Genomic DNA, 20046 nt, shown 5'->3' with positions numbered 1-20046 from the left:
TTCCGCTTGAGGCCGGCCGCTCTAGCGAGCCGCACCTTTGGGGTGATGAGTATTACTTTACGCAGGTTCCAGGGTTCGGGCAAATCCGGCCCGCCTGATGGCGTGTCGCGCCCCACTTCCGCATGTTTTCGGGAGCATCACTAGGCGGCACTCAGTGCATGGTCGATCAAGACCTCGGCCGCCGCACGAGCCTGACCCGCAGCCTCCCCCGATCCGGCGATGGCCGCGGTGGTCTGCGCCCCCTCGGCCAGCAGCGCGAGCTGTGCCGCCAGAAGCGTGGGTGCACCCAGGTCGTCCACAATCTCGGCCAATCGACGCTGGAACGACTCCTTGTGCTCGCGGACGATCCGGCGCACCTCGGCATCCTCTCCCCCGAGCTCCCCAAAGGCATTGATGAATCCACATCCGCGAAAACCGTCCTCACAGAACCAGTCTGCCAGGTAGTCATAGACGGCCAGGAGTCGCTCACGGGGGGTCCCCGCCTCGGACATACGTGCCTCAACGCCATCACTCCACTGGAGGTGCCGCTTTTCCAGCACCGCACGCACAATCGCATCCTTCGCCGGGAACTCCGAGTAGAGGCGGCGCAGCGACACCCCGGCCTCATCACGCAGCTCGGCCATTCCCACGGCGGTAATTCCCCGCTCGTAGTAGAGCCGATCGGCGGTATTGACGATTGTTTCGGCAACAGATTCGGAGGTCATGCATTCATTGTACTTGCATTGAGAACGATCATTCTCTATAGTCGATCTCAGCAGCGAGAATGATCATTCTCGCATCGGAACCCAAGGAGCACATCATGGCCCGCATTACCGTCGGCACCGAAAACAACATCGACATCGAGCTGCACTATGAGGATCGTGGCACCGGCACCCCCGTGGTCCTGATCCACGGTTACCCCCTTTCGGGAACGTCCTGGGAAAAGCAGTCGGTTGCGCTCTTGGACGCCGGCTATCGCGTGATCACCTATGACCGTCGCGGCTTCGGACGATCGAGCCAGCCCGCAATCGGATACGACTACGACACCTTCGCCGCCGACCTCAACGTGCTGATGGAGTCCCTGGACCTGCGCGGGGCAATCCTGATCGGGTTCTCGATGGGCAGCGGCGAGGTGGCCCGTTACCTGTCTCGCTATGGCAGCGACCGGGTGGCCAAGGCCGGCTTCTTTGGTTCGCTTGAACCCTTCCTGACCCAGACCGAGGACAACCCCGGCGGTGCCGTACCGGCGAGCTTCTTCGAGGACGTGTCGGCCACCGTCCGTGCCGATCGGTTCGCCTACTTCACCGCGTTCTACAACGACTTCTACAATCTGGATGAGTTCCTCGGGTCCCGGATCAGCGAGGAGGCCGTCCGCGACAGCTGGAACGTGGCCGCCGGGGCTGGATTCATCGCCGCTGCCGCCGCACCGCTTACCTGGGGCACCGACTTCCGCGCCGATCTGCCGGCGATCACCGTGCCGACCCTGATCCTGCACGGCAGCGCCGACCGCATCCTCCCCGTCGAGGCAACCGGTCGCGCGTTCGCCGCCGCACTGCCCGCGGCCGAGTACGTGGAAATTGAGGGTGCACCGCACGGCCTGCTCTGGACCCACGCCGACGAGGTCAACGAGGCCATGCTCGCCTGGCTGAACCGGTAGGCACTCAGCCAAACGGCCCGGCTTCCCCAGGGAAGCCGGGCCGTCGTGGTTACTCGGTCACCTCACGCGGACTGGGTTCGCGTGAGAGCTTGCTGGGCCACCAGATCTTTGGGCCGATGTCATAAGCCAGGGCGGGGACCAGGAGCGAGCGCACGATCAGGGTGTCCAACAGCACACCGAACGCCACGATGAAGGCGATCTGCGCCAGGAACAGAATTGGGATCACCCCGAGTGCCGCAAACGTGGCCGCCAGCACAATACCCGCCGAGGTGATCACCCCGCCGGTGACCGAGAGCCCGCGCAGGATGCCCGGTCTCGTGCCGAAGCGCTTGGATTCCTCGCGCACCCGGGTCATTAGGAAGATGTTGTAGTCGATGCCAAGTGCCACCAGGAACACAAACCCGTAGAGCGGAACCGCGGGTTCGGCCCCGGGGAACTTGAACACCCCGTCAAACACCCAGGCGGAAACGCCGAGCGCCGTGCCGAATGAGAGCACCACGGTGGCGATCAGGATGATCGGGGCCAGGATCGAGCGCAGCAGGAGCATCAGAATCAACAGGATCACCACGAGCACAATCGGGATGATCAGGTTGCGGTCGTGGGTGGCCGCGTCGTTGGTGTCGATCGCGGTCGCGGTTGTTCCACCCACCCGGACCGGATCGTTGCCACCATCAAGCTCGGTGCGCAGGTCGCGCACCAGTTTCTCGGCGGCGTCCGAATCGGGTTCGGCGTTCAGGGTGGCCTGAAGCAGGATGTGGCCATCGGAGACGGTCGCCTCCACGGTGTTCGGCGCGGCCGGATTACCGGGGGCGGTGAACACCGCCGTCCCGTTCTGCACGGTGGCTGCGGCGGTTCCACTCGGGGAGGCACTGGCGAGCGCCTGCACCTGGCCCAGGCCGTCGTTTTTGGTGAGGGTTTCGATGACCTCGGCTGCGCGCGCGGTGGGGGCCAGCACCTGAATCGGGCTTCCCGATCCGCCGGGGAAGTGCTCGGCGAGCACCTTCTGCCCGTCGCGCGCGGGTGACTCGTTGAGAACCAGCGCGCTCTGCGGAACGCCGGTGGCATTTAGGTGCGGGATCCCGACCCAGGCGGCCAGGAGCACTACGGTGCAGCCGATCCAGATCAGGCGCGGACGCTTGGTCACCGCGCGGCCCACCTTCGGCCACCATCCGCGGGCGTCCGGTCCCGCGAGCACCGGATGGGCACTGCCGAATCGGGTGTTTCGCGGCCAGAACGCGACTCGCCCCGACATCAGCAGCAGCGCCGGGAGGAAGGTGAGGGCCGAGAGTACCGAGAATAGGATGCCGATGGCGGCCACCGGTCCCAGCGCGCGGTTGTTGTTCAGATCGCTCAGCAGCAGGCACAGCAGACCCGCGATCACGGTACCGCCCGAGGCCAGGATCGGTTCGATGCTGCCGCGTAGCGCAACCATCGTGGCATCCCAGCGCGACTGATGATCCCGCAGCGCCTCCCGATAGCGCGACACATACAGCAGGGCATAGTCGGTGGCGGCACCGATCACCAGGATGAACAGGATCCCCTGCACCTGCCCATTGAGCAGGACGATATTCGCCTTGGCCAGCCACCACACGGTGAGCAGCGCGGTGCACAGCGCAAACATCGAGGCCGCCAGGACCAGGATCGGAAGCAACGGTGAGCGGTAGACGATGACCAGGATCACAAACACCGCGGCGAGCGCAACCAACAGCAGCAGGCCGTCGATCCCGGCAAAGGCACCCACCAGGTCGGTGGTGAATCCGGCCGGGCCTGTGACATAGGCGGACAGGCCGGACGGCAGGTCCTTGGACAGTGTGGTGCGCAGCGCCGAGACCGTATCGCTCGCATCGGCGCTATCGATCGGCACAAAGACGGTCGCCGCCTTGCCATCCTCGCTAAAGATTGCCGGCGACGGCGTCTCCGAGATGCCCTTGGTGTCCTTGATCGCGGCCGCACGCTCGGAGATGAGGGCGCGGTCGGCCTCGCTCAGGACGGAATCCCGGGCGAACACCAGGACCGCGGGAATCGCATCGGACTCGCTGAACCCGGGCAGCGCGGCGGCCACCTTGGTCGCGTCGGCGCTGGCCGGAAGATAGCTGATCTGGTTGTTGGTGGAGACCTCGCTGACCTTGCCAAAGTAGGGCCCACCGATCGCGCCGCCGGCAACCCAGAGGATGATCAGGACCGCGGGCAGCAGTATCCGCAACCAGCGCGGTACCCGAGAACCGGGCACAGGGCGATCCGTAGTTTTTGCGGCGACGGGTTCCTCGTGAACTACCGCGTGGGCGGCAAGGATCTCGGGGGTGATGATCGGAATCGCATGGGTGGGGGTGCGATCGGGCTCGCGGTTCGGGTCCCTCTCATCGAGGGGCCGGTCCGAACCGTGTCGGGGGTTCACGCGTCCGTCACCTCACCGGAGTGGGCAAGGACCGCGCCACCAGAGCGCAGCTCATCCAGGGCTCGGGCGCTGGCGTCGGCATCGACTCCCGCAACCAGGTCGGTGAGCACGCGCACGTCGAATTCGGCGCTCAGTGCATCCAGCGCGCTGGCTCGGACGCAGTGGTCGGTGGCGATTCCCACCACATCCACCGCGGTGATGCCGGATTCCCGCAACAGCTCGGGGATGCCTCGTGTATCGGCCGGGTCGGCGGCATTCTTGGCACCGGCAGCCCCTTCGAACAGCGAGTACGCCGGGATACCGCGCCCCTTATAGACGTGCACGGTGTGCTCGGGCAGACGCAACTCGGGGTGGTAGTCGGCACCATCGGTGTCGGCGACGCAGTGCACCGGCCAGGTCGTCACAAAGTTCGGAGCCTCCCCCGCCGGGGCGAAGTGTCCGCCATTGCTGTTGGTGGCATCGTGCCAGTCTCGCGAGGCAACCACGAGTGTGTACGCACCCGGATGGGACTCGATGTGGTCACTCACGTTTCGAGCGAGGGCCGCGCCCCCGGAAACCGCAAGCGCACCACCCTCGGTGAAATCGTTTTGTACATCAACGATCAGCAGTGCCCGAGACATGTGTCCCCCTTCAGCCAGGTGATACCACCCTAGTGGCGAAGTCTTTCCGGTTCCAGCCCAGAAACGTGGCGTTACGTCCCGGAAACACGGCAGGCCAGGATCGGGTCAGTAGTTTGAAAGCGAGTTGCCGCAGCGGTAGAACGCGGTCGCCACCGTATCGATCCCCTGCCGGGCAGATTCGGACACCCGTCCGGTGGCATAGATCACAAAGGTCAGTGTGCTGCCATCGGCCGCATCGATAAAACCGCCGAGTGTATAGGCGCTGGTGATCGATCCGGTTTTCCCCCAGATGTGGCCGCGAGCGACCGCGTTGGGACCGGTGAAACGATTGCTGTAGCCCAGGGTGCCGGTCTGTCCGGCCACCGCGAGCCCATCCCGGATATAGCCGAGGTTCGCCTCGCGCGCTCCAACCTTCATGTACAGACCGGCGAGATACGACGGGGGGACCGCGTTCTTCGGGCTCATCCCGGAGGTGTCGGCGATGGTCAGGTTCGAGGTGTCCAACCCATAGGGTTTCAGCGCCTCCGGAATCGCCTGCGAGACGGCAGACATGGTGTTGCCGGTCCCCATCTTGATCGCTACCTGCCGACCCAGCATTTCGGCCAGGGTGTTATCGGAGGGAACCAGCATGAGCGGGATGAGAGCCGAGAGCGGTGCCGACTGAACGCTGGCCAGCTCTGTTGCCCCGGCCGCCGCGGTCCCCGTCGAGGTCGAGGCTCCGGGGAAGAAGGCCGCGAAGGCGTCTCCGGCCCGGCCCACCGGGTCCTCCCCGCGGGGCGAGAGGAACACCTTGGGATCGGCACGGTCGGCATCCACCTGGAGCGCGGTGATATGCGAGAGCCAACCCGCACGACGCTCGGTCGCGGGCCAGCTGGGATCCCAGGTTGGGCCGCCAAAGTAGGTGGTATCCAGCAGAATTCGGCGCACCGGCTCACGGATTCCCGCGGCGGTGCGCGCGGCGGTGACCTTCTTGGCCAGGTCGTCCAGGTGGGCGGCACCGGTGTAGACCGGTTCGGACCCGGAGGGCAGGCGGCTGAGGGTCAGGTCTCCGCCGCCCACCAGTACGATCGTGCCGGCATCAGGGCCGCTCACGACCCGCGTGGTGGCCCGGTATTCCGGGCCCAACACGTTCAGGGCGGCCGCGGCGGTGAGAATCTTCATCGAGCTCGCGGTCGCGCGCGGGGTGTCCTGGTCGCGCTCAAAGAGGATCTCGCCGGTGTCGGCGTTATACACCTGAGCCTGGAAGGTGCCCAGACGAGGGTCGTGGATCAGGTTTTCCACCGAGCAGGTTCGGGCAAATGCCGGCACCGTTTGCTGGGGCACCGGACGCTCGGGGACCTCCGGTGTGGGAGCGGCGCTCGGGATGGCGGCCTCGGCCGACGCGCGAGGAGCATCGGGGGTTCGGGCGATCGAGCCGGACACTGCCCCGGCGGCGATAACAGCGAGCGCGAGCCCACCGGCGAGCAGCCCGAGCGGAAGCGGACGCTGCCACCACACCCTGCGCGGAGGTTCGGCGATGGTCGAGGTGTCCGGCTCGGTCTGCTGATCGTCCATAGAAGCGATCCTATCGGGAGCGAAATTGCGACGCCCGCGGGGTTGCGTTTTTTGAATTACCGGATGAGACGCTAAGCTCGTTCCCGGAACGGTGCGTGTGCACCGTCCGGCCGCCTTAGCTCAGTCGGTAGAGCGTTTCACTCGTAATGAAAAGGTCGCGGGTTCGATTCCCGCAGGCGGCTCCACTGAATGCCTGGTAAGAACCTCACGTGCTTACCGGGCATTTTGCGTTAACCGCACCCGGCATGAAAGTCACAGGGCAGCGAATCGCTCCTCGGTGTGCTGCAGGATCCGCTCCCGCTGTTCCGGGGTTTTCCCGGCCGGGTTGGTGTGGTTCAGCCAGCGCAGATTCTTCACGCCAATCTTGCGGAACGTTCCCCGGAACAAAATCTTCGTGATCGGGTTTCCAAAGAGCCAGCGATACACCAGGTCCGGGGTGGTCAGCGGCGCGCAGGCGCGCCTGGTAGTCCGCAACCCGCTCATCAACCACCGAGGCCTGTCGCCAGGCGGCCAGGTCGGATTCGTGCATGACCGGATCGAATCCGTCCGCGTGCAGGTCGATCAGATCCACCTCGTGGCTCGCTTTTTCCTGCCCCCGCCGAGCGGCGGCGGCGATTGCCGCCGAAAAGCTGCGTCGGTGTGGGATGTTCTCGGATGCGTCCGCACCATACGGGTGGTCGAAAACCATCAAAACCTTCGTATCGTGACCTTTCTTTTGAACCAATCGAATGTTACAGTACTTTTGTACTGATTGTTAGGACGGGTTGTGAACGAGAAAAAAGATGGTCGCCTCGAACGAGGAAAGGCACGCCGCGAGCTCCTCCTGGACGCGGCAGTCACCGTGATCGCGGAGAGCGGCGCGGGACTCCTCACCCACCGCGCCGTTGCCGCGCAGGCAGGGGTCTCCCTCGCCTCGGTCACCTACCACTTCCCGGGGATCGCGGAGCTGCGCCAGTCGGCATTCGACCACGCGGGCTCTCGCATCGGACTCGCGTTCCGCGCGCTTGTCGAGGCACATCACGAGACCCCCGGCAGCCTCCCCGAGCTCGCCGGCAACTACGCGCTGACACTCACCGGGGAATCACGACAGGACACGGTCGCCGTATTCGCCATGATCCTCGCGTCCAGCCACGATGAATCCCTCCGCCCCGTGATCCGCGAACTCGACGGGCACCTGGCGGATCTCCTGGAGAACTACGTGGGTGATCATGCGACAGCACTCATCCTGAGTTCCAGCATCCAGGGGCTCATCCTCACCCACCTCGCTACCGGAACCGGGCCGGATGAACTGCGCACCTCGGTGACCACGCTCGTTCGACGCTTCGCCTCATAACCCGAAGAGGACGCCTCAGCGAGCTCTCGCCATGCACACCGGTTGAGGCCACTCGCGCCCTCCCCAACGTCATACCGATTGCAACAGAAAGGGAACCCCATGTCCCAGCAAAAACTGGCAGTTACCGCCGGAACCCCCGCCGACTACACGCGTCTTGGCCTGTCTCCGAAAAATATCGCCGTCTGGGAGGACGGCGCCCGGACCGATAACCGCACGGGCACCTATGAGTGGTGGTACTTTGACGCCCACCTCGAAGACGGGGCAAAACTCGTTGTGGTGTTCATGAACAAGGACCTCAGCACTCCCCAGCATCCGCTCGATCCGATCATCCGGGTAAACCTTGACCTCGCAGACGGGCGCAGCTTCACAAAAATTGTGCACTTTGCGCCGGATCAGTGGTCGGCGTCCCCCAACGGCGCAGACGTAAAAATCGGCAACAACCGATTCACCGGCGATCTGCACACCTACCGAATTACCGCGGACGTTGAGGGCATCTCGGTGGACATCACCCTCACCGGGACCGTACCCTCCTGGCGTCCCGAAACCGGCTACATGCTGTTCGGTGAAGACCGAGCGAAGGAGTTTTCCTGGCTCCCCTCGGTTCCACAGGGAACCGTCGAGGTGACCTACGCGGTCGAAGGCGAAACCCACACCACAACCGGCGTCGGCTATCACGACCACAACTGGGGCAACGCGAGCCTTCTCGATATCGTCCACGACTGGTATTGGGCACGCGGAGAAGCCGGCCCCTACACGGTCATCGCCTCGTACATTACCGCGCACGAACGCTACGGCTACGAGGCGATCCCCATCTTCATGCTGGCGAAAGACGGAGAGATCATCGCCGATGATGCCCGCCATGTCAGCTTCGAAACCGAGGGCGTGTACATCGATGAACACACAAAAAAGCCGGTTGCTGCGATCACCCGCTACACCTATCAAGACGGGGATGACCGCTACGTTGTCTCGTTTACCCGCGAGCGAGACCTCACCCGCGAGCGCATGATTGACGGAATCACGGGAGTGAAGCGGCTCGCGGCGAAGGTGGTCCGTTTCGACGGAGCATACCTGCGCTTCACCGGCACCTGCGGCGTACAGCATTTCCGTGGCGACACCCTGGTTGAAGAACACACGCGTCCGGCGATCTGGGAACTGATGTATTTCGGGCACGCTCGCTAACGTCAAAACAACGCCCGAGCCGCGTGCCTGCGCCGTAGCCCTCGGGATGACAACGCACAATTGCCCTGAGCATTCGGCTCGGGGCAATCGCGGCTATCCGAGTGCGCGATCCAGGCTGTTGGCCAGGCGCTGATGCCCACCCACCTCGTAGCCGACGATCACGATCACCGGGGCCAGCACCACCAGGAGCAGGCTCCAGCCGATCGAGACACCGAGCGCGGCCGAGTACACCGCGAGGGCCAACGCAACGCAGGATCCCAGGAGCAGCCAAATGTAGAACGGGTCAAACTGGCGAATCAGATAGCTGTGCAGCAGGAAGTCGCCGATCAGGAACACCGCCACCGGAATCGCGGTGGCCAACAGGGCACCGACAGGCCCGATTGTCGCCTCGCCCTCCACCACATAGGCGGCCACATGTAGGCCCGCACCCACCGCGGCGATCGAGGCGAAGATTGCGATGTGCCCGTAGCCCCAGAGCAGGCCGCGCTCACGGTGATGATGCAGCACCTCACCCGACGGTGCCACAAAGTAGGCCCACCACAGGGCAAAGGTCAGTCCGGTGCCGGCGAGGGCCAGCAGCACGGCCTCCAGGGTCCACCCCTGGGTTTCCAGCACCGCCGAAACCGAGGCGATCGTGCCGATCAGGCCCTCCCCCAGCGCGATAATCGCCAGCAGCCCGTAGCGCTCGGCGATGTGGTGCGCATGCCAGGGGGTGCCGCCCTCGCGGTGCTGGATAATCAGCGGCCCGCCAAATTCCAGCGCGAACAGCAGCATCGAGCAGATCAGAATCACGGTGACCGTTGGATCGGCGAAGATCAGGGCAACCCAGCCGATCTGAGCCACGGTAATAAACACCGCGTTCGCCAGACTCGCCTTGCGATAGCGCGGATCGTGCTTCGCCGCGCGCAACCACTGCACAATCATCGCGATCCGCATGATCACGTAGCCGGCAACCATGACTCCGTTATCCAGGCCGTGCCCCACATCGATCGAGTGGAACATCGCCGGCAGGCCCAGGGCCAGCACCAGGACCCCAACCATCTGCACCATGGTGGTGACCCGGAAGGCCCAGTCATCGGTGTCAAAGGCCGAGGCGAACCAGGTGAAGTTGATCCAGGCAAACACGATCGCGCAGATCGCGTAGGCGAAACCGCCGATCGCCGCGGTGGTATGACCCTCGGCCAGCAGGTGAGCCAGCAGGTTCCCCGCCTGGCCGAAGGCAACCACAAAGGTCAGGTCAAACAGGAGTTCGAGCGGGGTGGCGACGCGACCACGCTGACCGGGGTCCCGTCCCAGCATGCGCTGCAGGCCAAAACCTGCACGGGTGTTTTGTTCGCTCGTTGTCGCGTCGCTCATGCGCTCCCCCAAAATGTCCCAACCGTTCTTGATGCTTGTGACTAGGCTGCCGACGGGCGGGTTTCGGTCCAGTCAACAACGAGATTACGCTCGGCGAAGTACCAGACACCATCAATTTTGGTGAACGTGTCGAGGTAGCGCAGCGAGGCGATCATGATGGTGCGCACGCCGTCCTCGGTGTACAGGTGGTGCGCCAGGGTGTAGCTCTCGCCGGTCGCCGAGTCGCCGCTCAGGGTGACGGTGCTCTGACCGTTGAAGTGGGTGGTGGCCTCATAGCGGTTCAGGTCGGCGAATACCGGGGTCAGCGCTTCGCGTCCATCGAGGGCATAGCTGGCCTCACTGCCGGGGCCATCCATGAACACGATAAAGCGGCTGTTCTCGGCGAACAGCGCCTTCTGCCCCTCGGCATCCCGGCGGTCGGCGGCGGTGGCGTAGGCGTCGAAGAGCTCGCGGATGGCCAGACGGTCGGCGGCTTCGGCGGGGCTGATTTCGGTATGAATTGACACGGTTACTCCTGGTTTATTCTGGGCCCACTTGATAGAGTGGGGAACTGTCCACTTACCTTTACAGCATAAGTGGACAGTTCCCCACTTAGCAAGCCTGGAGTTCACCATTCCCGAAAACAGCCCCAAGTTGCGCGCCGACGCGCGGCAAAATCGCGACGCCATTCTCGGCGCCGCGACCCGTGCCCTGGCCGAATCCGGGCAGATTTCGATGAATGCGATCGCACAGCGCGCGGGCGTGGGCAACGCCACCCTGCACCGCAACTTCCCCACCATCGAGGCCCTCACCCTCGCGGTCTACCAGCACGAGGTTGACAGTGTCGCCGCCAGCGCAAGCGAATACCTCGCCGAGCATACGGCGGATGCTGCCCTGAGACTGTGGATCGACCGGCTCGCCCGGTACGCAATGACCAAGCGCGGGCTCGCCGACGCCCTCCAGGCCGCCGCCTACTCCAGCGATGCGCACTTTGCCGAGGTCTACAACCAGATTGCCGGCGCACTCACCCTCCTCCTGAATGCGGCGATCGAACAGGGCACCGTGCGCGCGGGCACCGATCCGCACGATGTCCTGCTGGCACTAGCCGGCCTGTGGCAGATGAACCCCGACAGTGACTGGCAGCAGCAGGCGCGCACCCTCGGGGCCATCGTCCTGCGCGGCATTCGAGACTAGGCGACCGAGAAAACAGCGAGCTTAGCCGCGCATCACGCTCACAACCGCGGCAATCACCGCGCGCACCGCCGCATCCTCGCGCACATCGCCATCCTTCCCCGCGACAGCCGCGACAGGGGCGCCCGGAAGCGCCCGAACCTTGCCCGCAGCCAACAGGCCTGTCAGCCCGTGAACGAGTGACCAGTAGGCGAGCGCGACCGACGGGTCCTGCCCATCGAGACCCGCCCGCTCGACAAATGCCGCCATCGTGCGGGCCGAGCTTTCATGGACAAGCTCACTCCCCGCGCACGGCCGACTGAACATGAGCTCATAGCGACCGGGAAAGGCGCGGGCGAATTCAACGTATGCCGTGGCCAATGCAGCCAGATCCGCGGGTTCACCCGGGACCGCGGTGAGTGCGGCCGTCAATGCATCAAACCCGCGCGCCGCCACATGGAGCAGTAGGTCCCCTCGATCCGAGAAATGACGATAGGGGGCGGCGGTGGAAACACCCGCGGTCCGGGCAATTTCGCGCAGCGAGACATCTCGTTCACCGGCATCCACCCGGTCGGCGGCGATCGCGATGAGTTGCTCCTTGAGCGCATCCCGATGGTAGGGCGTGGTACCTAATGTTGACATCGCTAACATCTCCTCTATCCTGGTTAATGTTAGCAGTGCTCACGAAGGGTGCCGCGGTCGACAGGAGAGAAACAAACATGCGTGCAGTCGTCTACACCCGGCACGGAGGACCCGAGGTCACGGCCCTTACCGAGGTCACGGCCCCGACCCCGGGCCCAAGCGAGGTGCTGATTCGCACCCGCGCCGTCGGGCTCAACCCCATCGACGCGATTCAACGCGCGGGAACAACTCGGGCCCTCGGCGGCTACGTCTTCCCCCAGGTGGCCGGGAATGAGCTCGCCGGGACGGTCGCCGCGGTCGGCTCCGCGGTGACCCACTTTGCGGCGGGCGATCGCGTCCTCACTCGGGTGGACAAACTCCGCCTCGGCGCCCTCGGCGAGTGGGTGGCGGTTGACCAGAGCCTGGTCGCCCAAGCCCCGCGCACGGTTCCGGCAACCACCGCAGCCGCCCTCCCCCTGGCCGGACTTACCGCGCAGCAGGCCCTCGGCGAGCGCTTCCTCAATGTCCAGCCCGGGGAACGGCTTCTCATTACCGGCGGCGCGGGAGGGGTGGGCCTCCTGGCCATCCAGCTTGCCAAACTGCGCGGTGCCCATGTGACCACCACGGCCTCGGAGCACGGCGAGGCCCTGGTCCGGTCGATGGGCGCGGACCAGGTCATCAACTATCGCACCCAGCGGGTCTCGGACCGGGCCGAAAAGTATGCCGCGATCTTCGACATGGTGGGCGGACCGGGCCTGGAGGACGCACTCGAGGCGATTGCTCCCGGCGGCCGCGTGGTGTCGATCAGCGGTCCGGTCACGCCGGGGAGCGTGGATCGAGACCTGGGTGGCATTCGCAGATTCCTCGTGAGCACGGTGCTGCGCTGGCGGAGCCGTTCCGTTCGGGCACGAGCACGACAACTCGGCGCGCGCTACGAGTTTCTCTTCATGTACCCCGATGGGCGCGGCCTAGCCGAGCTCGCTCAGCTGGTGGATGCGGGTAGCCTGCGCCTCACCATCGACAGCGTGTTCACCGTGGAGCACTATGCCGACGCGTTTGCCCGACTGGAATCACGCCGAGCCAAGGGCAAGGTGGTGATCGAGTTCCCCGAGGTGAGCTAGCGCGAAAGGTACAGGCAGGTCACCGGCTGGTACCCGCTGGTGTGCTGCGTGGCCACGATCTCACCGTCGATCCTGATCTCGCAGGTGAGGTTACCGCGGGAACCGTCGAAGTTCTTGGCGAAGAGCACCAGCTTGTGGAACGCCCCAGCATCCGCGGCACTCAGCGTCGTGGACTCGCTCCACGGCAGGGCGCGCGTGGTGGCATCGACATCCGCATCGGTTTCGGTGCGGACCACTACGTTGCGGATCAGCGCGGTGCCGGCATCGCCGGTCACCGTGAACTCGACCCGGCGCTCACCGGAGGTAGCGGGGACCTCGGGCGATTCGGTCGCGGCCGGATCCACTGGCGGCTCGGAAACCACTCGGGCGTCGGGCGTCGCGGTCGGCGAGGACTCGGCGGTTGCGTCGGGCTTGGGTCCGGTCGCACATCCCGTCAGCAAGAGAATGCCCGCCGCGGCGAGCGCGGTGCCCGAACGAACGCCTGACCGAGTCGAACCAAAACCAAACCATGTACGCATAGCCCCATCCTTGCTCGTTTCCCGGATCACATGCGGCCGGTGTCTGAGAACGAGTGTTTGGTAGTCGGCCTCGGCCGAGAAAACATAACGAAGCTCAGGGTGAACCGACGCACCGAACGGGCGCACCGAATTCAGGGTTAACTTCCGGCAAACTCCGAGCATCCGCATGACCCCGGCGATTACTTAGCCCTTTTAGGGGGCAGATTCCCAGTTTTCGGACTGGCGGGTCACCCGCCGTTCATCCCCATTCAACTCCCGATCGTTAGCCTCCACGAGATGCCGGGGAACCCCGCCCCGTGCGCACATTCCCTCACACCTGGAGATTGAAATGGACACCCCCACGCACGAGAGCCTTCCCGGCTCGCGTCGTCCCGGACGCGCCCGTCGCGCACTCGCCACCCTCGGCGCGTTCTCGCTTCTGGCCGGACTGGCAACCGTCGGCGCAACCGCCGCGGTCGCCGCCCCGGAGGCCCCGCTGATGACCAGCGCAACCACCTGGCGCTACTCGGAAAACAACACCGATCCCGCCGAAGGCAGCGCGGATCGCCTGGTGTGGACCCGCGCCGGCTTCAACGACACCGCCTGGAAGAGTGCCGCCGGAAGCTTCGGCGCCAAGAACGGCAAGGCCACCGGCATCGGCCCGTACACCGCGTCGACGCTGCTCAACCAGTACATCGACGGCGTTGCCGCACCGGATGTCAAGACCTACCACTTCCGCTCCAGCTTCCAGCTCAGCGCACAGCAGCTCGCCGGTACCGCCAAGCTCACCGGAAACGTCACCTTCGATGACGCCGTCCAGATCTTTGTCAACGGCACCAAGGTTGCCGGACTGGTCGAGGAATCCGATGCGAAGATCGAGGCGGCCCCCGAGGCCGAGCGCAACCTGATGTACGCGGGTGTCAACGCCGGTGACCCGGTGACCCGCGAATTCACCGTCCCCGCCACCGCCCTCAAGGCCGGCGAAAACACCATCGCCGTGGCGCTGTACCAGGACCGTGCCGCCAGCTCCGACATCTACTTCGACCTGACCTCGCTGGTCGCCGCGGCCCCCGAGCCCACCTCGACCCCCGCACCCTCGGACTCCGCGGCCCCCGCCAAGCTCAGCGACATCGTGCTGAGTGTCGGTTCCAACGAGTCCGGTCGCGGCCTCGCCTGGTACTCGGACATCGACACCGCCCAGGTGGCCCAGGTCGCCACCCGCGCCGCGCAGACCGGTGCCGACTTCCCCGCCGCCGTCGCCAGCACCTTCCCCGCGAAGGGTGCCCAGACCACCAGCAAGGAATACAACCGCTTCGCCGACATCACCGGCCTGACCGAGAACACCGAGTACGTGTACCGGGTCGGCAGCGACGCAAACGGCTGGTCCAAGACCTACTCGTTCCGCACCCAGTCCTTCTCGGGTGACTACAACTTCCTGTTCTTCGGCGACCCGCAGATCGGTGCCTCCGGCAACACCAAGAACGACGAGGCCGGCTGGGTAGACACCATCAACGTAGCTCAGGCCGCTCACCCCAACGCCGAGATGCTCTTCTCCGCCGGCGACCAGGTCGAGACCGCCGCCAACGAGGCACAGTACGAGTCCTTCCTCGCTCCCGAGCAGCTGCGCTCGATCCCGCTGGTTCCGGTCAACGGAAACCACGACGTCGGATCCAAGGCCTACGAACAGCACTACAACGTTCCCAACCTCGACCCCAACGCCGGCAAGGCCACCTCGGCCACCTCCTCGGGCGGCGACTACTGGTTCATGCACAAGGGTGTCCTGTTCATGGTGCTGAACTCCAACAGCAGCGACTACGCCGCCCACGAGGCGTTCCTGCGCAAGACCGTCGCCGAGCAGGGCGACAAGGCAACCTGGAAGGTTGTGGCCTTCCACCACTCGATCTACTCGGTAGCCTCGCACTGGAATAGCTCGCAGATCATCAACCTGCGCGCCGCGCTGCCCAAGGTCATCTCCGACCTCGGCGTGGACCTGGTTCTGCAGGGTCACGACCACTCCTACACCCGCACCTACCTGATCAAGGATGGCGTGGTCGCAAACCCCGATGAGGCCGCCGCCGCACCCCAGGTGACCGCCAACCCGGGTGAGGTCCTGTACGTGACCGCCAACTCGGCCAGTGGTTCCAAGTACTACAACGTCACCAACCCCACCGCCTGGTGGGCCTCGGTCATCAACCAGGAGAAGGTTCGTAACTACTCCTCGATCGACATCACCCGCAACGCCATCACCGTCAAGACCATGCGCAGCCAGGCCTTCGGCGACGAGAAGCCCGTGAACAGCGTGGTCGACTCGGTCACCCTGAAGCGCGTGGACACCGCGGCCCCGGTGATCACCGCCCCGACCGAATCCGAGATTCACGCGGGTGAGGACTTTGACCCGATGGCCGGGATCACCGCCTTCGATCAGGAGGATGGCGATGTTTCCTCGAAGATCACCGTCTCCGGATCGGTGAACACCAGGGTTCCCGGCGTCTACACCCTGGTGTACACGGTGACCGACGCCGCGGGCAACGAGGCGACCTTCACCCGGACCATCACCGTCCTGGCCGCCGCAGAGCCGACCCCGAACCCGACCGAGCCGGGCACCGACCCGACCACCCCGGGCACGGATCCGACCACCCCGGGAACCGACCCGACCGAGCCCGGCACCGACCCCACTCAGCCGGGCAGCACCCCGTCTGCCTCGGCGACGCCGGGTGCCACCTCCTCGGCAACCCCGTCGGCGTCGGCCGGTGCGGCCGCCGGCCACGGCGAGAACCTCGCCCACACCGGTTTTGACCTGACACTCCCGCTGGCCGGTGGTGCCGCGCTGCTGCTGATCATGGGTGCCGTGATCCGCTTCATGCGACGCGAAAACGCCGCCTAGTATCCCCGTCGGTGACCGCGGGCTCGAGAACATTTCGAGCCCGCGGTTACCACCGTTTACCCCCGAAGGAACCCCGTGCACACTCAGCCCCGCTCCGCTGGCGCTCCCGCGACTGCCACCGCGCACGCAGCGGATCCCCGCTACTCACGGGTTCAGCGCTTCGCCGCCCGAGGCAAACGGTCCAGTACCCTTGGCGCGGGCCTCGCATTGAGTCGGGCCCTCGAACAGAGTCGGGCCCTCGCAGCGAGTCGGGCCCTCATCCTGGGCCTGGGGCTCGCACTGAGTCTGGGACTCGCACTCACCGGCTGCGCGGGAAACCCCAACGCCGCCAGCCCCACCGTTTCGGTATCGGCCAGCGCCGATGCTCGGCCCGGCTCGGACGCCCTCTCCACCGGGACACCCCACGACGCCCAGCCCTCAGATTCACACCTTCCAGCCCCCGGTGCCACCGTCGCCCCCATCACCGACAGTGATGCCGACGCCAACGTACCCTCGGGGCTTCATATTCTCCTGATCGGCTCCGGCAGCGATCACCCAGCCCTCCTCGCCGCCCTGCAGGAGCGGGCAGCCACAATTCATGCGACCCTCACGGTGTGTGATCCGAGCGGTTCCGCCGATCAGTCCGCCGACGAATTGGTCTCCGCCCAGCTGTCCCAGCGCCCCGATCTGGTGATGCTGCTGGGAGAGCGTGGAATCGATACCATCGACCGGGTGTCCTCGGCCAACCTGGACCAGCGCTTCGTGATCCTCGGTGCCCAGCTCCCCGAGCCCACCCACAACGTCACCGCGGTGATCTGGCCCGGTGCCAGCGCGCGCGGGCTCTCACCGGAAACGATTCCGCAGACAGACCCCACCGCGACGAGCGAATCCCTCGAGGCTCGGTACGCAAAACGCGCGGTCAGCGAGGGAATCGCAGTGGCAACATCCGGGCACACCGGGTTCGTCACGGCACTCAGCGATTAATCAGGAAACACTTACCCCTCATTCAGGGGTGATTTTACACATTTGCCTTGTGTGGATACTTACTGTTCTGTTAGTAAGTTAACGCTCGCTAATTCCGACGGTCGGAGCCGCCCCCAAGCAGCGAGCGAACCAACACACGAAGGAGTATGTTGATGCGTTTATCGTCCCCACCGAGCCGCGTCCGAGCGGTTATCGCCGGCGCACTCGGACTCTCCATGGTAGGAACCGGAACCTTTGCGCTGGCGATCCCCGCAGCCGCCGCAGAGGTCTCAACAATTGTGACCGCGGGAAAAACGGCCAAGGCCACCTCAATCGAGGGCAATAACCCCGCCTCCAACGTCACCGACGGCAACCCTGCAACCCGCTGGTCCAGCGAGTACCGAGACGGTGAATCGGTCCAGATCGACCTGGCCGCAACCTGCGTCATCGACAGGGTGGACCTGAACTGGGAGGGGGCCTTCGCCTCCGAGTACACGGTCTCGGGATCCACCGACGACAAGACCTGGCAGACCCTGGCCACCGGCACCGCAACCGGCGCCGGAGCGCAGACCCTGGACAAGCTCGCCGACATCGGCGCGATCCGCCACCTCAAGGTGACCGGTGACAAGCGCGGATCCGACTACGGCATCTCGCTGTATACCGTGGATGGTTGGGGTCACTCGTGTGCCCCGCTGCCCGGGATCCCCACCCCGACACCCAACCCCGGTGGACCCGGCACCCCCGGCCCCACCGAGCCCGTGGAAACCGAGCTGGGCACCCTGGTCTCGCGCGACGCCAAGGCATCCGCGTCGACCACCGAAAACGGCGACCTCGCCCCCAAGAACGCCACCGATGGCAACCCCAAGACCCGCTGGTCCAGCCAGGCCGCCGATGGCCAGTGGATCACCGTGGACCTCGGTGCCACCTTCCTGCTGGACGCCGTTGAGCTGGACTGGGAAACCTCCTACGCTCGCGGCTACGTCCTGGAAACCTCACTCAACGGCTGGACCTGGTTCCCGTACGAGTCGGTGACCGGCAGCGACGGTGGACGCGATGTGATCACCAGCGATAAGCACCCGCGCACCCGCTTTGTGCGCATGACCTCCACCGAGCGTTCGAGCCAGTTCGGCGTCTCGCTCTGGCACTTCAACGTGTACGGATCCGAGCGCGAGGAACTGCCCCCGCAGCACGGCGAAGGCGAGGGCCCCGGAGTCCTGCTGAGCTACAAGAAGACCGGCACCGCCTCCTCGAGCCAGAACGACCCGCAGTGTGTGGACTGCACCCCGGACAAGCTCTTCGATCAGGACCTGGCAACCCGCTGGGCCGTGGCCGAAAAAGACTGGTCCGACAACGCCTGGGTCCAGGTAGACCTCGCCGCCCAGGCCGAGATCTCACAGATCGTCCTGCGTTGGGACCCCGCCTTTGCCAAGTCGTACTCGATCGAGGTGGCCGACTCCCCCACCGGCCCCTGGACCACCGTCTATAAGACCGTGGGTGGTACCGGAGGCAAGGAGGTCATCAACATCGACACCACCGCCGGCCGCTACGTTCAGGTCAACATGACCGAGCGCACCGTGGGCTGGGGTGGCAACAAGTACGGCTTCTCGCTCTATGAGTTCCGCGTTTACGGCACCGGTGGAGACCCGATCTTCCCGCCCGCCGGCCCCACCGACCCCGACTTCGACAACCTGAAGCTGGTCTGGAGCGACGAGTTTGACGGCGCCGCCGGAACCGCCGCGGATGACAAGAAGTGGACCCTGGACCACACCGCCAACCCCGGCGACAACAATAACGCCGAGCTGCAGCTCTACACCGCCGACACCAACAACGTGCGCCACGATGGCAAGGGCAACCTGCTGATCGAGGCCAAGGTGGAGGACTTCCACGGCGCCAAGTTCTACTCCTCCGGACGTCTGAACACCTCGCATAAGGTATCCGCCCAGTACGGCCGCTTTGAGGCTCGCGTCAAGGTTCCCGAGGGCAAGGGCCTGTGGCCCGCGTTCTGGATGATGGGCACCTCGTTCCTGGAGGGCCGCCCGTGGCCCGCCAACGGTGAGATCGACATCATGGAGGTGCTCGGTCACGCCCCCGAGGAGACCCACGGAACCGTTCACGGTCCGGGATACTCGGGCATGGGCGGCCAGGGTGGCGCGTTCACCCTGCCGGACAAGACCAACCTGAGCAAGGACTTCCACGTATGGTCGGCCGACTGGAACAGCGAGAAGATCACCTTCCGTCTGGACGGTCACGATGTGTACACGGTGACCCGCGACCACGTGGAGAACACCCTGAACCAGGCGTGGGTCTTCGACCAGGAGTTCTACATCATCCTGAACCTCGCCGTGGGTGGCGACTGGCCCGGCAGCCCGGATAAGGACACCAAGTTCCCGGCCGAAATGCTGGTGGACTACGTTCGTGTGTTCCAGTCCGAGGGCTCGGGCAAGTTCACGGCCCTGCACCCGGTGACCGTGCCGGGAAGCCAGCCCACCAACGGTACCCCCGGCGTGGGCACCCCGATCTCGACCGGACCGGTCGTGGATGGTTCGGTCACCCCGGCCTCCGGCACCTCGGCCAGCGGCGCACGCGCCCTGGGTGAGACCGGCGCCCCCGCGGGTCCGCTGACCCTGATCGCGCTGCTGCTGGTGATCGGCGGAGTGGGTTCGCTCTTCCTGGCTCGTCGTGAGCTTGGACGCGTGCGCGGCATGGCCGGCTAAATCAATTCCCCGGGCATGGGGAGCGCCTCGCTCTCCGTGCCCGCA

The 20046-nt window shown here is 65.3% G+C and carries 17 protein-coding genes, 1 tRNA gene and 1 pseudogene; 9 read left to right on the top strand and 10 right to left on the bottom strand.

Going from position 1 to position 20046, the window contains the following annotated elements:
* Positions 1-140: 140 nt before the first annotated feature.
* Positions 141-704, bottom strand: coding sequence for a TetR/AcrR family transcriptional regulator (locus D9V34_RS17120; RefSeq protein ID WP_121689673.1), 564 nt, complete (start codon positions 702-704; stop codon positions 141-143).
* Positions 705-799: 95 nt separating this feature from the next.
* Between D9V34_RS17120 and D9V34_RS17115 the strand changes: the two genes are divergently transcribed.
* A complete protein-coding gene (locus D9V34_RS17115) occupies positions 800-1636 on the top strand; it encodes an alpha/beta fold hydrolase (protein WP_121689682.1) in 837 nt (278 codons plus the stop codon).
* A 49-nt stretch (positions 1637-1685) separates the two neighbouring features.
* Here the strand turns inward: D9V34_RS17115 and D9V34_RS17110 are convergent, their stop codons facing one another.
* The 3 genes from D9V34_RS17110 to dacB all read right to left on the bottom strand — a co-directional run bounded on the left by D9V34_RS17110 (position 1686) and on the right by dacB (position 6205).
* The gene (locus tag D9V34_RS17110; RefSeq protein ID WP_245992075.1) at positions 1686-3866 is read right to left on the bottom strand and encodes an MMPL family transporter; all 2181 of its coding nucleotides are present in this window, start codon (positions 3864-3866) and stop codon (positions 1686-1688) included.
* A gap of 161 nt (positions 3867-4027) precedes the next feature.
* A complete protein-coding gene (locus D9V34_RS17105) occupies positions 4028-4651 on the bottom strand; it encodes an isochorismatase family protein (RefSeq protein ID WP_121689672.1) in 624 nt (207 codons plus the stop codon).
* Positions 4652-4756: 105 nt separating this feature from the next.
* Positions 4757-6205 (bottom strand): D-alanyl-D-alanine carboxypeptidase/D-alanyl-D-alanine endopeptidase, encoded by a 1449-nt coding sequence (gene dacB / locus D9V34_RS17100; protein WP_121689671.1) that lies wholly within the window; start codon positions 6203-6205, stop codon positions 4757-4759.
* Between the two features lie 109 nt (positions 6206-6314).
* On the opposite strand from dacB, the gene D9V34_RS17095 reads away from it, so the two are divergent.
* Positions 6315-6390 (top strand) — tRNA-Thr (locus D9V34_RS17095).
* Between the two features lie 67 nt (positions 6391-6457).
* Here the strand turns inward: D9V34_RS17095 and D9V34_RS18220 are convergent.
* Together D9V34_RS18220 and D9V34_RS18325 are read right to left on the bottom strand one after the other, a co-directional pair.
* A complete protein-coding gene (locus tag D9V34_RS18220; RefSeq protein WP_245992072.1) occupies positions 6458-6679 on the bottom strand; it encodes a hypothetical protein in 222 nt (73 codons plus the stop codon).
* Between the two features lie 22 nt (positions 6680-6701).
* Positions 6702-6893: pseudogene (locus tag D9V34_RS18325) on the bottom strand (NAD(P)H-dependent oxidoreductase); the annotation flags it as partial.
* Between the two features lie 78 nt (positions 6894-6971).
* Here D9V34_RS18325 and D9V34_RS17085 point away from each other — a divergent pair.
* Both D9V34_RS17085 and D9V34_RS17080 read left to right on the top strand, forming a co-directional pair.
* On the top strand, positions 6972-7538 hold the full coding sequence (locus D9V34_RS17085; RefSeq protein ID WP_183092031.1) for a TetR/AcrR family transcriptional regulator: 567 nt from the start codon (positions 6972-6974) through the stop codon (positions 7536-7538).
* Between the two features lie 99 nt (positions 7539-7637).
* Positions 7638-8717, top strand: coding sequence for a lipocalin-like domain-containing protein (locus D9V34_RS17080; RefSeq protein ID WP_121689669.1), 1080 nt, complete (start codon positions 7638-7640; stop codon positions 8715-8717).
* Between the two features lie 93 nt (positions 8718-8810).
* Here the strand turns inward: D9V34_RS17080 and D9V34_RS17075 are convergent, their stop codons facing one another.
* Positions 8811-10073, bottom strand: a complete 1263-nt coding sequence (locus tag D9V34_RS17075) for a low temperature requirement protein A (protein ID WP_220700620.1) — start codon at positions 10071-10073, stop codon at positions 8811-8813.
* Between the two features lie 41 nt (positions 10074-10114).
* A complete protein-coding gene (locus tag D9V34_RS17070; protein WP_121689668.1) occupies positions 10115-10579 on the bottom strand; it encodes a nuclear transport factor 2 family protein in 465 nt (154 codons plus the stop codon).
* 127 nt (positions 10580-10706) lie between these two features.
* Between D9V34_RS17070 and D9V34_RS17065 the strand changes: the two genes are divergently transcribed.
* On the top strand, positions 10707-11246 hold the full coding sequence (locus tag D9V34_RS17065; RefSeq protein WP_183092030.1) for a TetR/AcrR family transcriptional regulator: 540 nt from the start codon (positions 10707-10709) through the stop codon (positions 11244-11246).
* 21 nt (positions 11247-11267) lie between these two features.
* Here the strand turns inward: D9V34_RS17065 and D9V34_RS17060 are convergent, their stop codons facing one another.
* Entirely contained in the window at positions 11268-11864 is a 597-nt protein-coding gene (locus D9V34_RS17060) for a TetR/AcrR family transcriptional regulator (protein WP_183092029.1), read from the bottom strand.
* A gap of 77 nt (positions 11865-11941) precedes the next feature.
* On the opposite strand from D9V34_RS17060, the gene D9V34_RS17055 reads away from it, so the two are divergent.
* The gene (locus D9V34_RS17055) at positions 11942-12964 is read left to right on the top strand and encodes an NADP-dependent oxidoreductase (RefSeq protein ID WP_121689665.1); all 1023 of its coding nucleotides are present in this window, start codon (positions 11942-11944) and stop codon (positions 12962-12964) included.
* Here D9V34_RS17055 and D9V34_RS17050 read toward each other — a convergent pair.
* Positions 12961-13482 (bottom strand): hypothetical protein, encoded by a 522-nt coding sequence (locus D9V34_RS17050; protein WP_121689664.1) that lies wholly within the window; start codon positions 13480-13482, stop codon positions 12961-12963. The two genes, D9V34_RS17055 and D9V34_RS17050, sit on opposite strands and share 4 nt — an antisense overlap.
* Before the next feature lie 328 nt (positions 13483-13810).
* On the opposite strand from D9V34_RS17050, the gene D9V34_RS17045 reads away from it, so the two are divergent.
* The 3 genes from D9V34_RS17045 to D9V34_RS17035 all read left to right on the top strand — a co-directional run bounded on the left by D9V34_RS17045 (position 13811) and on the right by D9V34_RS17035 (position 20001).
* The gene (locus D9V34_RS17045; protein WP_121689663.1) at positions 13811-16345 is read left to right on the top strand and encodes an immunoglobulin-like domain-containing protein; all 2535 of its coding nucleotides are present in this window, start codon (positions 13811-13813) and stop codon (positions 16343-16345) included.
* A 75-nt stretch (positions 16346-16420) separates the two neighbouring features.
* Positions 16421-17308, top strand: coding sequence for a hypothetical protein (locus D9V34_RS17040; protein WP_147441721.1), 888 nt, complete (start codon positions 16421-16423; stop codon positions 17306-17308).
* A 152-nt stretch (positions 17309-17460) separates the two neighbouring features.
* Positions 17461-20001: a discoidin domain-containing protein gene (locus D9V34_RS17035; RefSeq protein ID WP_183092028.1), complete on the top strand. Its 2541-nt coding sequence runs from the start codon at positions 17461-17463 to the stop codon at positions 19999-20001.
* The last annotated feature ends 45 nt before the right edge of the window (positions 20002-20046 follow it).

Origin of the sequence: Mycetocola lacteus, from assembly GCF_003667575.1 — a bacterium.
Classification (GTDB): domain Bacteria; phylum Actinomycetota; class Actinomycetes; order Actinomycetales; family Microbacteriaceae; genus Mycetocola; species Mycetocola lacteus.
This window is presented reverse-complemented; position numbering and strand designations above follow the sequence as displayed.